Source organism: Spirosoma gilvum, assembly GCF_054776815.1.
Genome location: NZ_BAAHBH010000006.1, coordinates 245,599 through 258,548, shown reverse-complemented (window position 1 = coordinate 258,548; position 12,950 = coordinate 245,599). Strand labels below are relative to the sequence as shown.

General features: G+C 51.0%; 9 protein-coding genes. 6 read left to right on the top strand and 3 right to left on the bottom strand.

Features of this window, described 5'->3' with window-relative positions; genetic code table 11:
* Window positions 1–9: 9 nt before the first annotated feature.
* Window positions 10–2,274, bottom strand: a complete 2,265-nt coding sequence (locus tag ACYVFD_RS17565) for a ligand-binding sensor domain-containing protein (RefSeq protein ID WP_461091629.1) — start codon at window positions 2,272–2,274, stop codon at window positions 10–12.
* A gap of 511 nt (window positions 2,275–2,785) precedes the next feature.
* Between ACYVFD_RS17565 and ACYVFD_RS17560 the strand changes: the two genes are divergently transcribed.
* The 6 genes from ACYVFD_RS17560 (at window position 2,786) to ACYVFD_RS17535 (ending at window position 11,756) form a co-directional block, all read left to right on the top strand.
* Window positions 2,786–3,334 carry an RNA polymerase sigma factor gene (locus ACYVFD_RS17560; RefSeq protein ID WP_461091627.1) on the top strand — a complete coding sequence of 183 codons (549 nt, stop codon included), beginning with the start codon at window positions 2,786–2,788 and terminating at the stop codon, window positions 3,332–3,334.
* 135 nt (window positions 3,335–3,469) lie between these two features.
* Window positions 3,470–3,673: a hypothetical protein gene (locus ACYVFD_RS17555; RefSeq protein WP_461091626.1), complete on the top strand. Its 204-nt coding sequence runs from the start codon at window positions 3,470–3,472 to the stop codon at window positions 3,671–3,673.
* A 75-nt stretch (window positions 3,674–3,748) separates the two neighbouring features.
* Entirely contained in the window at window positions 3,749–7,150 is a 3,402-nt protein-coding gene (locus ACYVFD_RS17550) for a SusC/RagA family TonB-linked outer membrane protein (protein WP_461091625.1), read from the top strand.
* A 127-nt stretch (window positions 7,151–7,277) separates the two neighbouring features.
* Window positions 7,278–8,927: a SusD/RagB family nutrient-binding outer membrane lipoprotein gene (locus tag ACYVFD_RS17545; RefSeq protein ID WP_461091624.1), complete on the top strand. Its 1,650-nt coding sequence runs from the start codon at window positions 7,278–7,280 to the stop codon at window positions 8,925–8,927.
* 100 nt (window positions 8,928–9,027) lie between these two features.
* Window positions 9,028–10,296: a hypothetical protein gene (locus tag ACYVFD_RS17540; protein ID WP_461091623.1), complete on the top strand. Its 1,269-nt coding sequence runs from the start codon at window positions 9,028–9,030 to the stop codon at window positions 10,294–10,296.
* Between the two features lie 89 nt (window positions 10,297–10,385).
* Window positions 10,386–11,756, top strand: a complete 1,371-nt coding sequence (locus ACYVFD_RS17535) for a PhoPQ-activated pathogenicity-related family protein (RefSeq protein ID WP_461091622.1) — start codon at window positions 10,386–10,388, stop codon at window positions 11,754–11,756.
* Between the two features lie 176 nt (window positions 11,757–11,932).
* On the opposite strand, the gene ACYVFD_RS17530 is transcribed toward ACYVFD_RS17535, so the two are convergent.
* The gene (locus tag ACYVFD_RS17530; protein WP_461091620.1) at window positions 11,933–12,469 is read right to left on the bottom strand and encodes a hypothetical protein; all 537 of its coding nucleotides are present in this window, start codon (window positions 12,467–12,469) and stop codon (window positions 11,933–11,935) included.
* A gap of 27 nt (window positions 12,470–12,496) precedes the next feature.
* The gene (locus ACYVFD_RS17525; RefSeq protein ID WP_461091619.1) at window positions 12,497–12,922 is read right to left on the bottom strand and encodes a globin domain-containing protein; all 426 of its coding nucleotides are present in this window, start codon (window positions 12,920–12,922) and stop codon (window positions 12,497–12,499) included.
* Window positions 12,923–12,950 lie beyond the last annotated feature (28 nt).

The following is a 12,950-nucleotide window of genomic DNA, read 5'->3' as shown; positions in this document are numbered from 1 at the left end:
TTCAACAGATTATTGAATCATTTTAAGGTATCGACCCATCCAGTACGGTAGTAGCCAGAATACCGGCTCCCGTTCAATATCGGGCGTACCATTCACTGCCGCCCATGGATTTTTGTCCCAGCGTACCACAGTTCGGATACTAGCCGGTGGTAATTCACTCACTTGCCATTCGTCCAGCACAGGCGTCCGCACGATTCGAACATCTTCCCGTTTGGTATGATCGACCATCCAGTTGACTAAATCGAGCGGTGTATCGACCAGAAATTCGACGGACGATGCCAACTCAACGGGCTTATTCCGGGCATAACAGTACAGAAAATTGATCAGTGGATTCTTATCGGCTTTCCGTTGCTGAAGCCACTGATCCATGTGAGCTTCGTAAAACGACCGAAGTTTAGGGTCCTGTTCGCAACGGACCAGAATAGGATACACATAAGCCGCCAGCATCACATCGAAGTATATGAACCAGGCTGGATTCTGATGCTTGATCTGCGCCATATTGCCCAGATATCCTTCTTTATCGATCAGTCGCCGGTAGTGCTGTTCATATTTAGGCTGACCGGTCATGTAGTACGCCAGCTTCAGAAAAGCCAGTAATTCCATCGAATTCTGAGCCCTGTCCGGTGCCCAGTCGGGGTCACGATTTAGCTTATCGGGCGACCAGACACCCCAACGCGTATGCTTCCCGTCGATGTCGGTCAGGGTAAAGTTATGGGCAATCAGGTGATCGACCAGCCAGGCTACGTGTGCCCGAACCACGGCCTTCTCAGCCTCGTCGGCTACCAGTTCGTAGTAGAAATAATAACCCATCATGTGCCCGCATACCTCATCGCTGCTGGTATCGCCTTTCCAGAGCCACTTGCCATCTTTCGATTTCCGCCAGCGCACCTCAACCGGTTTGAAACGAGGCTCTTTCACGAGTTCGTCGGCCCGCTCCTGCTCCGTGTAGGTTCGGTTGGTATCGTCCACCCGCGTCCAGTTGGCTGGTACAATCGTGCGGGCGAAAAAGCCATCCGTTTCGGTTACCTCCTGAAGAAGTTTTAAGAAATCGAACGCTTTTTTTGCTTTGACTTTCGCATCTGGCTGTTGGGTAGCCGCATACCGAAACGACTCCATCGCCAGGTAATTGCCCGTATATTCGCCATCATTGTCGTCGTCATCTGGCTCCCAGGTGCTTATGTCGCCCGGCTGTTTCAGACGACATTGTCCGGCAATCCAGGGCTGTCGAATATGCCGTTTCATGAGCACATCGTAGAAATAATCCTGTTTCTGAGCCAGAGTCATCGCTCGTCGTTTGATCGCGCTGACTCCCTCGGCCGTAGCCATCCAGGCCGTGCCCTGTGCATCGAAAGCAATGTCTTCGACCCGGTCATCGAGCAGCCACCGCCGGGTAAACCGCAACGAATGGCTACCGTCGGGGCTGTATCGCACCACGCCCACATCCGTACCGATCCACATCCGTCCATCAGGAGCCCGACCGACACAGTTTACGTAAATGGACGGGATGCCCTGCTTAGGCTCCAGCGTTTGCTTCGGTTTATCCTGACTCAGGATCGTAACGCCACCTAATCCACCTGCCCAAACACTCTGGTTCGAGTCCAGCGCTAAGCCCCGAATCAAAGCGCTCAATAGCTCGTCGGGCCGTTGAAAAATCCGGGTTTTGGTATCCTCAACATGATATAGCCCTACATCGGTAGCCACCCAAAGACCAGCCTGTTTATCCGATAGTACCCGCCGGATGGATCGGGGAAGCGAATACGCCTTTTTCTGACATCCCTGCTTATTGATCAACCATACGCCCGATGGTCCTAATGCATACACTCCCTCCGGGGTCGGGCAAAGCTCTGCAATCGGCCCGATAGGCCCGTCGATCTGTTCGAAACGCTGGTTTGTGTAGCGGAAAAGGCCATTCCACGCACCTACCCAAACGGATGATTGCGCATCGACGGCTACGGCATAGGCTGAGCCCTGACCGGTTGGAAAAGGCAGGCTTACCCAATCAGACTGGCTAGCCTTTTTCTGAAAAACACCCGCTTCCGAGGCAATCCAAACCGTCGATTGTCGGTCGACCGTAATTCTACGTACAGCTACCGAATGCCCATTTACAACCAGTGGGTATGCTTCGTGGTATTCCTGGTCAAAAGCGCGATCCCGGTAGTGCGTCGTACTATCCAGTTCTATTGCTCCTTCTGACCGACAGGCATAGCTAAGCCAGCACACCATGACGATGGCACATGCTGCAAACCCACGTCGAAAGGCTACACAACTATTCATCTGGAGAAAGGGAAGCTAACCGCATAAAGACCAATAGTGCCTTGTGCATTTGTTATACGGGCGTTCCAGGGCATTGGGCTACTAGTGCCCAACTAAAAATTTAGCGCTGACATGCCAACCGATACCTAACCCATCCATTCTCCACGCTAGTAAATCATTCCGAGTGTATCACGCAAAAATCCAGATAGGACGGCCCCTAAATCACTGAAAGTCAAATTAAAACGACTTGCGCAAATTGACGGTTATTTTACGCAAAGTGCGAAATTCTTTTGAAGTCCCCTCTTCTATATTTGTCTCGATAGTGGCGTAGAATCCAAATATAATTCGGTTTCTAAAGGGCATGTTAAGATATTATGAAGGATTTGTAAACTTTTATAGCGAATCCTTTGGCGAGTATTGTCAAAATTTTATTCGGCAATTCAACTTAAATAAGTTATAAAAATTCTACAGACCATTCAATACAAAGCATTTTAGTGGTTTGTTGCTCGTCATCCACCTTACTTTTCTACCTATGGCCATTAACTACTCAATCGAATCTATTTTAAGCAAGGTTGTTTTGGGCGACCAGGCTGCTTTCGCCAAATTATATAAGCATTACCGTACCCCTTCCCTGCGTTTCTGCCTGTCAATTCTGAAGGATCAGGAAGAAGCTGAAAACATGGTTCATGATGTATTTATTAAGATTTGGGAGCGCCGATCGACTATTAACCCGAGTCTAAACTTCAATTCCTATCTATTTACCTGTCTGAGAAATCAGGCGTTCGACTACCTGAAGCAGGTTGAAAAAGCACAGCTTCTCAAAAACCGCTATCTGGAACGCATGCAGGAAGCGCACGACGAATCACCGGAGCGTCAGGAAGCCCAGTTTAACCTGGTTCAAACAGCCGTCAGTGCGCTTTCCGAAAAACGCAAACTGATTTTACGCATGAATGTGGAAGACGGGAAATCGTATCAGGAAATTGCTGAATTGCTGAACATTTCAAAAAATACCGTCAAAAATCAACTGGTGAAGGCCAAGCAGCTTCTACGGGAACGGATCGACTTTGCGCTTTTGTCCTAGTTCGGTTGGGTTGGTTACGGGTTAACCTGCCTACTAACTCATGTCCCACTCTCTTTTCTAAAAAATACGCTGCGTCCTGATAGTCCTATCGCAGCCTTTCCGAGTACTACTGACAAACTGTCAAACGGAAAGGCCATGACTAATCAGGGCAGCCGCTATCTGATCGAACAGCTCCTCAACAATAAACTGTCGAGGGCCGAACTGGATGAATTTCTGGCCGGTCTGCATGACGAGCAGGCAGTACAGGCCTATTCAGATGTACTGGAAACCCATTTTAATCAACTCATAACCCAACAAAACCCCAACCCGGAACCCGATGAGCCAACTAGTTCAGGCTGAGCTAGTAACAGTCCATTCGGTCATTCTGATTTTTTCCCCAATGTATTTTATCGAACCTCTCATAACTGAACACGCATGAACACACATTCTACTTTTCAGTTGCTTCTGAGGCATTCTCTGACCATCACGTTGCTGATAGGAGCATGCTGCTTGCACGCGCTGGCCAAAATCAAACCGGCCAAAACCATTACCGGAACGGTTACGCTGGCCACCACCAGCCAACCCGTTGCCGGAGCCAATGTCCTGATCAAAGGGACCCAGTTAGGAACCGTCACCGATCAGTCGGGTAAATACGCCATTACAGTCAATAGCGACAATGCCGTACTGGTTTTCTCCTTCATCGGCCATAAAACCCAGGAAATCGCTGTTGGCAATAAATCAGTGATCGACGTATCCCTGGTCGAAAACAACGAGGTGCTGGGCGAAGTAGTCGTAACGGCGCTAGGCATCAAGCGGGAAGCCCGTTCGCTGGGCTATGCCGTGGGTGAAGTGCAGGGCAAGGACCTGAGCCGGGTGGCACAGGAAAACGTACTGAACTCACTGGCAGGTCGGGTTCCGGGCGTACAAATCAGTTCGACAGGCCCTTCGGGTTCATCGGTCAGCATGATCATTCGCGGAGCCAAATCGCTGAATAACGATAACCAGCCCCTGTTTGTGGTAGATGGTGTCCCCATTGCCAACTCGCTCAACAACGTCAGCCAGATCGGTAACGACAACCGCGTCGATTACGGGAATGCCATTTCGGACATCAACCCGGATGATGTCGAGAATATCTCTATTCTGAAAGGTCCCAGTGCAGCCGCCCTTTACGGCTCACGGGCGGCCAACGGTGTCGTGCTGATCACAACAAAAAGTGGATCGAAATCGCAGCGTATGACGGTGAATGTTTCGTCCAATACCGTTTTCGATCAGCCGTATAAATACCTGAAAATGTCGAGCAAGTTCGCTACGGGTATTCTGCCGTTTACGCCCAGTGCCAACCCTTATCCGGGCGGTGTCCTTCAGATCGATGAAAGTTCGGCCGGTGGCGTTGGCCCCGAACTGGACAAAGGGTATAACGCTATCCAGTGGAACAGCCCAATCGGAACCGATGGCAAGCCCATTCCAACCCCGCTGGTGTCGCATCCGAATAACATTAGCGATTTCGTTCGGACGGGTATTACCAGTACCAATGGGGTATCGATCTCGAACAACAACGACAAAGTCACCTACCGACTTTCGTATGCCAACATGAGCAGCCGGGGTATCGTCCCAAATTCCGACCTGTTCAAAAATACACTGGCTCTTAATACGTCGGTCCGTATCAGCAACAAGTTGAGCCTAAGTACGAACCTCGATTTTAGCCGGAGCAACTCCAACAACCGGCCCGCTGGTGAGCGCGGTACCAATCCGTTGCAGTGGGCTTATGGCGTTGGTTCTCATATTAATATAAACGATCTGCGCGACTACTGGGTACCCGGCAAAGAAGGTCTCCAGCAGAAATCACAGAGCATTGGCAACTACAACAACCCCTGGTTCCTGGCCTACGAAGTGAACAACAGCTTCGTGCGGGATCGGATGTTCGGGAACATGAAAGCCGAATGGCAACTCACCCCCGACATCAAACTGATGGGTCGCTACGCGCTCGATACCTATACTGAGCAGCGGGAAACCAAAATTGCCAAGAGTTACACGGGCGAACCGAACGGTGCCTACGGCCTGATCAACCTGAAACGCTACGAGCGGAACGTCGACTTCCTGGCTACGTATACGAAACGGTTCAATGCACTGAGCCTGGTGGTATCGGCGGGGGGCAATAACCGGTATTCGCAATCGACGGATATTAACACCAGCAGCAAAAACGGCGCGGGGCTAATTATTCCAGGTCTGTACACCATCCAGAACATCGCAACGGCCAACATCAACTACAGCAATTACCTGTATAAAAAGGCCATCTACAGCGTTTATGGTACGGCCAACCTGGGGTATAAGGACATGATTTACCTGGACCTGACGGCCCGTAACGACTGGGCCAGCACGCTCCCTGTCAACAACCGTTCGTACTTCTATCCATCGGCCTCGTTGAGCCTGCTCATCAATGAGATGGTCCATATGCCGTCGGCTGTCGATCTGTTTAAAGTCCGGGCGGGTGTAGCTCAGGTGGGTAACGATGCGAATCCATACAGTCTGTTTCCCACGCTGGCCGATGCCGGAGCCTGGAATGGCGTGACGCGTCTGAGCAAATCGGGTAGTATCCTGCTCCCTGATCTGAAACCGGAAATAGCCACCTCTTACGAGGTAGGTATCGACTACAATATGTTCCGAAACCGGCTTCGTTTTTCAGGAACCTATTACGTGTCGGAGAACCGCAACCAGATTCTGCCTTCGCAGATTGCCCCCTCCAGTGGTTTTACGACCAAAAACATCAACGCTGGTTTGCTCGAAAGCAAAGGAGTTGAACTGTCGCTGGGCGGTACGCTTATCGACAAAGGGGGCCTACGCTGGGATCTGACAACGAACTTCACCAAGAACGTTACCCGCATCAAAGAACTGGCCGAAGGCATCCCCTACTACACCCTTTGGACCGATGCCAAGGGCGGAGCCTGGACCTACGTAGGCGATAAGGTCGGCGACATTTACGATGCCGAAATTATTACCGTGACCGACCCGGCGTCGCCCTACTATGGCTACCCGATTCTGGATAACGATGGGTCGTGGCAGAGCAAAAGTGCGTCCACGGTCAAGAATAAAATTGGCAACTTCAACCCCAATTTTATCCTTGGTGCCCAAAGCTCGCTTTCCTACAAAGGCTTTACGCTTAACCTGTCGCTCGACTGGCGGGCCGGTGGTGATTTCGTATCACAAACCTACCGCTATATGGAGTCGGATTTGCGGTCGCAGCGCTTCCTCGATAACCTGATCAATCCGGGTGGCCGCACGGGCGATGCCCTGCGCAACTGGCTGGTCGAGAATGCCGATCAATACATCAAAATTCATGGCAACTACTTCCCGATTGTGGGCGGGCCAACGGCTGAGTATGGTGGGTATCCGTTCGAGTTTGGTGGCAAAACCTATGCGTATGGCGTATTCAACCCAGGCGTTATTGCCCAGTATGATGCCAATGGAAACATAACCGGTTACACCGAAAACCTGGGTGGAGCCGGTACCAAAATCATCCCGTACGGCGATAACTATCCCTGGTCGTTTACGAGAGCCGCTACCTTCGATGCATCGTTCGTTAAATTGCGGGAAATTTCGCTGGGCTACGATCTACCGGCTCGCTTCGTGAAGTCGATTGGGTTGCAAAATGCCAATTTCTCGATCTATAGCCGCAACATCATTCTGTGGACAGCGGCCAAAATCAACGTCGACCCTGAAATGGCATTTCAACCACAGTCGGGTGCCCAGGCCGGAACCCAGTTTAAACAAGGTATTGAGCGCTACAACGTAACTCCCTGGGTGATTCCGGTTGGTTTTAAACTTGGCCTAACATTCTAAAAAATAGTCAAGGATTGTCAACTGCTCCGCGTCAGAAATAGTCATTCATTGCCCTATTGAACGACACCTGACCACTCCTAACGCGAAGCAGTTGACCACTGACTGAAAAAACTTTAACGATTCTGTCATGAAAACTATATTCCAAAAGATCACTGTCGGCCTGGTGCTGGTTTTGGGGCTGTTCGTCCTGTATTCCTGTAAGGACCTGACCCAGTTGAACATTAACCCCAATGGTGTTCAACCCGAAACGGTGAACCCCAACCTGATTATGCCGACGGTGCTGACCGAAACGGCGAAGCTCTACACAAACCTGGGCTTTCAGGATATTGCCGGGGTTGTTCAGCACACGCAGAAAGATGCCTGGTTCAGCGGTCATAATGACTACGACTGGGGGGGCGACCAAAGCTGGACAGCCTATTACGATCAGTTGCGAAATAATGACCTCGTCTATCAGCGCGCTGTAGCCCTCAACATGGAATTCCAACAGGGTGTGGCGCTGGTTATGAAATCGATGCTGTTTGGCCTGATCACCGACCTGTGGGGTGATGCGCCGTATACCAATGCCCTGAAAGGCGAGCTGGGTGGAATCGACAACATTGCCCCCAAATACGACAGTCAGGATGTCATTTACGCGGGTATTCTGGCCGATCTGGATAAAGCCAGTACCTTATTGTCGAAACCCAAAACGGCCTATAGCAGTATTGTCGAAAGTGCCGATGTATACTACGCTGGTGATCCGACCAAATGGCAACGCCTGGCAAATTCGCTTAAACTCCGGTATCTGATGCGGATTTCGGCCAAACAGCCAGACATAGCTAAATCGGGTATCGAGAAAATCGTAGCCAATCCAGCACAGTACCCAATCATTGACGATGCGTCGTTCGATGCAACGATGGCCTACGTAGGAAACAACTCGGGTGATGCCTGGCCATCAAACTCTGTTTTCGACATCAGCGGTAGTAACTATCGCCGGATTAAAATGTGCGCAACGCTGCTGAAAGCCATGCAACCTACCAACGACCCTCGTCTGGCGATCTGGGCCAAAAAAGTAGAGATTCCGCTGAAAGTGGACGCCACATTACCGGCCGGAACCGACAAAATTATCAGCGGTGTTCGGTACCTCTCGCCCGATAAGGTCGGAACTACCCCAATCGACACCGACCCCAATTATGTTGGTCTCCCACCCAGTGCCTCACAATTACCATCGGCCTATAATTTCAACCCAACGCCTGGCCAGACTTCAGTCAATCCGCACGTATCATACCTCAACGAAATCTATACACAGGCTAAAGGCTCGTTGCTGAAAGCCCGACTGGTTTCGGCGGCCGAAGTGAACTTCATCCTGGCCGAAGCGGCTCAGAAAGGCTGGGCGGCCGGCGACGCAAAGACCCGTTACGAAAACGGCGTAAAAGCATCGCTAACGGCCTGGGGACTGTCGAGCAGCTATGCAGCCTTCATTGCCCAGAAAGGCGTTGCTTACGAAGGCACCCAAGCGCAGATCATCGGTCAAAAATGGATTGCAAGCTGGACTAGTGCTACCGAAGCCTGGTTCGACTACCGACGAACTGGCCTACCTGCTCTTCAGGCCGGGCCTGTAGCCAAACGGAAAGCCCTACCCCTACGCTTCTACTACATGCGGGATGAGCTGAACCTGAACAAAACCAATTCGAGTGCCGCTATCGACAAACTCGAAGCGACGACGAACTCCCAATCGGACGGAAAAAACAGTGCCTGGTCGAAACCCTGGCTGGTTCAGGGCACCGGCAAACCCTGGTAAGCCAGTAGCAATGAATAATGGATAATGTAAAATGGATAATGATGACCTACTCGTCATTCTACCTTTTACATTATCCATTATTCATTATCCATTTTACATTATGAAAACCCTACTCCTCTCAACCTTACTGTTCGTCGCTTCTCAGCTGGCTTCTGCCCAATCCTTTAAAGCAGGAGCAGCCGTCAGGCTGATTACCCCAAATCCGTTACTGCCGGTTTCGGGAGGTATCGGCACGCCCAAAAAAGCCGTCGAGAAAAAGGGGGAGTTGTATGTCAGGGCCTGCGTGTTTGAAAAAGGAGGTACCCGCGTTGCCATCGTCAGCGTCGATAACCTGGGTTGGCCGTCGGTGCTGGGTAATAAATCACGAGCACTGATCAAAGGCATTCCGCCCCAGAATATCCTGATCGGCTGTACGCATACCCATAGTGGCCCCGATGCCTATGGTTTTCCCAACGAAAAAGGGGAATCGTTTGCCGACCTGCCGTACCTCGATCAATGCGTACACGCCATCGCCGATGCGGTTAATGAAGCCGTTTCGAAGCTAGCGCCCTCTTCGCTGAAAACGGCCGTTGGAGAGGCCAAAGGGCAAATTGCTTACAATTACTACGCCCCCGACCTGTACGATCCTCGCTGTGGTGTTATCCAGGCCATTGCTACGACCGGTACCAACGCTGGCAAACCGATAGTTACACTGGTCAACTACGCCATTCACCCCGAAATCATTGGGTCGGGCCGAGGTATTCTCAGCCCCGATCTGTGTGGTCCGTTGTACGACCGTATCGAGTCGAAAGTAGGTGGTATCGCTATGTTTGTTAACGGGGCACAAGGAGGCATGGTTACGGCCGATAACCGTCGGGAAGGGGGCAAAGAAGCCAATACCTGGGAAGAATGCATCCGCATTGGCGAACTCCTGGCCGACGAAGCCCTACGGATTGTTGGCCCGGCCGACTCTCAGGCGAACCCATCCCTGTTTTGTACCATGCATCCGGTCACGTTTCCTATTGAGTCGGAGGTTATGAAATACATTGTCAAAAAATCGCCACTTCATTACGAGCTGGCTCCCGGCGATAAGGTGATTGCACAGGTCAACCTACTCAACATTGGTTCGGCCCAGGTGCTGACAATTCCGGGCGAGGCTTTGCCGAATATTGGCTACTACCTCAAGCGGCAGATGCACACCAAAGTGCCGCTCCTGTTCGGCCTGACCAACGATGCATTTGGGTATATGCTGACCCGAGTCGACTTCACTAGTTTTAAACGATACGATTACATTAGCCGAACCAGCCTCGGCGAAAATACGGCCGAGATTTACATAGCCGAAGCCCTGAAACTCATCGCCGAAGCGCCCAAAGCCGACGGCGCCAACTAACGCAAAACCACAGATTTCACCCAAAACCTGGTTAACAACCCTACCAATTAACCCTTCAGGATCATCTTTCAATTAATCTCAAAACCCTAATGAACACCTATTTCCTTAAAATCATCGCCACTATTGGCCTGATCAGTGTGCTGTTTGCCTTTGCGCTGCCGAAACCGACCGACGGCATTACCCCCTCGACCGCGCTGGATGCGTACTTGCACAATGGCGACCAGTCATTCAAATGGGAGGTAAAAGACACCTATACCTATGGCGACATTACGGCCTATGAGGTGCTGCTTACGTCCCAGAAATGGCGCGAATACACCTGGAAACACCAACTGTCGATCCTTGTCCCGAAAGAAGTCAAACACGATGGGGCACTGCTGTTCATCACGGGCGGATCGGTCAACAAAGAGGGCGAACCCAACTGGAATAAGCGGGAGGATATGTTCAACCGGGCCATCAGTCAGTTAGCGACCAAAAACAGCGCCATTGTGGCCGTACTTCGACAAACGCCTAATCAGCCGCTGTACGATAACCTGAAAGAAGATGCCCTGATTTCCTACACCCTGCATCAGTTCAAGAAAGATGGCGACTATAGCTGGCCGCTGCTTTTCCCGATGGTCAAAAGTGCCGTTCGGGCCATGGATGCTGTGCAGGCGTTTTCTAAACAGACACTCCAAAAAGACGTCAATCGCTTTGTGGTATCGGGGGCATCGAAACGGGGCTGGACTACCTGGCTGACTGGTGCCAGCGACAAACGGGCCGTAGCCATTGCCCCCATGGTAATCGACGTACTGAACATGCCGGTTAACCTGGATTACCAGATGAAAATCTGGAATAAGTACAGTGAGCAGATCGAAGACTATGTCAAGCTGGGCATTCCGCAGACAGTGCATAGCAAAGAAGGCAGTGCCGTTACGGAAATGATCGACCCCTATTCGTACCGGAAAAAGCTGACGATGCCCAAAATGCTGTTCATGGGTACTAACGATGAATACTGGACGGTCGATGCCGTGAAGCACTACATCAGTCAGATTCCGGGCGAAAATTACATTCATTATGTGCCGAACGTAGGGCACGATCTGGGCGACAAACGACAGGCACTCGAAGCCCTCAATGCCTTTTTCGGAACCACACTGACTAAACAGCCCTACCCTACCTGCCAATGGACCGTAACGCCAACTAAAACCGGCGTCAACCTGACGATCAAATCCACGTCTGATAAACTGGAAGATGTGACGGTCTGGTCGGCCAACTCCACCGATCGGATTTTCCAGGATGAAAAGTGGGAAGGTAAGTCTTTAGGCCTCAACCATACCGGAAGCGTGTCAGTAAGCGAACCCTATCCGGCTTCTGGCTACCGGGCATTCTATGTCGATCTGAAGTATAAATCCCCTACCGGTGGCACCTATACCGAAAGCACCCGCATGTTCATGACCGATAACGACGAGGTATTTCTGAAGTAATCTTCCAATAGAACCTGTTTAAACTTCTCCTTTAGCAGAAAATGTAAGCCCTTTTTTGTCATTCCGACGCAGGAGGAATCTCAAGCTTGACTAATCAACAACGTTAAGATTCCTCCTGCGTCGGAATGACAAACCGAACCAGTTTTACTAAAATGTAGAAAGTTCAAGAAGGTTCTTCATTTAGACTGACCTATTTCCAGTTTCACAATGCGGTTCAGGATACGATCGTCGTCGAGTTGCCGTTCGGGTACGTAGTGAATGCGCACGGCCATACCGTCGCGTAGGGAAACCTGCTCGGGGCCACCGTTAAAGAATCCGGCCATTTCTACATTGCGGTAATAACCGAACGAAACAGTATCGACCCGAAACGCTTCGTAACTGTAGTGATTGTTCTTGCCATCTCTCCGCTCCGTCCACTCTTTTTCCCAGTACCCCACAATCGGTCCTTCGACCTTCAGGGCTTTCTGGTGTTTTAGCTGGTACTGATCAAAGAGCGGAATACCTACCGACACCACCACGGCTATGACGGCAAACGCTATCAGCCCATTTCGGCCCGAACCCGGACGACTCGTGTACGCAGCTATCAATGCAGCCGCTGCCAGCCCGAACGGTAACACCAGCGACCGCCAGTTGAGCAACGGCTCTGTCGATAGATCGTAGAGGGTAGTATAACGAATGACGCCGTCTATCATGGTCAATCGAAAAGCGCTCATTTCTATTGAATGATTAGTCGATACCACTTAGCAATACGCCATGGTTTCGGCCAGCATAAGCTCTACCAGGCACGTATAACAGGCAACCCAGGCCTCTTCCATTCGTACTGACCAGCGGTAGCCCAATACGCGTTTGAGACTCCAGAGCATGGCCTCCTGCATCCTGAATTGCATATACTGTAGCTCCTCTACCCCGTATTGCCGATGCCGTCTGGCCAGCTGCACCAGAATATCGACCAGTGAGTCGGGGCGGTCCAACCGCTTAACCCCATACATCAGCATCTCGACCAGTTGCTGAGCCTGGTCCGTCAACGACGTTCGGCAGAACAACGGCTTTAGCTCAGGGGCGATATAAAAGAGTCGGCTGTAGAAAAGACTCCCTATCCTGTTGACAGATAGGGAATCAATTCCGGTAAAGCTTTGCTGGACAAGATACACCTGATTCGTTGTCATGATGCGATGCCGTATGTAGGGTTGCTAA

Coding starts and splice junctions, on each gene's coding strand:
- ACYVFD_RS17540 (WP_461091623.1), top strand. CDS start 9,028: ATGAAAACCCTACTCCTCTCAACCTTACTGTTCGTCGCTTCTCAGCTG.
- ACYVFD_RS17550 (WP_461091625.1), top strand. CDS start 3,749: ATGAACACACATTCTACTTTTCAGTTGCTTCTGAGGCATTCTCTGACC.
- ACYVFD_RS17555 (WP_461091626.1), top strand. CDS start 3,470: ATGACTAATCAGGGCAGCCGCTATCTGATCGAACAGCTCCTCAACAAT.
- ACYVFD_RS17560 (WP_461091627.1), top strand. CDS start 2,786: ATGGCCATTAACTACTCAATCGAATCTATTTTAAGCAAGGTTGTTTTG.
- ACYVFD_RS17545 (WP_461091624.1), top strand. CDS start 7,278: ATGAAAACTATATTCCAAAAGATCACTGTCGGCCTGGTGCTGGTTTTG.
- ACYVFD_RS17565 (WP_461091629.1), bottom strand. CDS start 2,274: ATGAATAGTTGTGTAGCCTTTCGACGTGGGTTTGCAGCATGTGCCATC.
- ACYVFD_RS17530 (WP_461091620.1), bottom strand. CDS start 12,469: ATGAGCGCTTTTCGATTGACCATGATAGACGGCGTCATTCGTTATACT.
- ACYVFD_RS17525 (WP_461091619.1), bottom strand. CDS start 12,922: ATGACAACGAATCAGGTGTATCTTGTCCAGCAAAGCTTTACCGGAATT.
- ACYVFD_RS17535 (WP_461091622.1), top strand. CDS start 10,386: ATGAACACCTATTTCCTTAAAATCATCGCCACTATTGGCCTGATCAGT.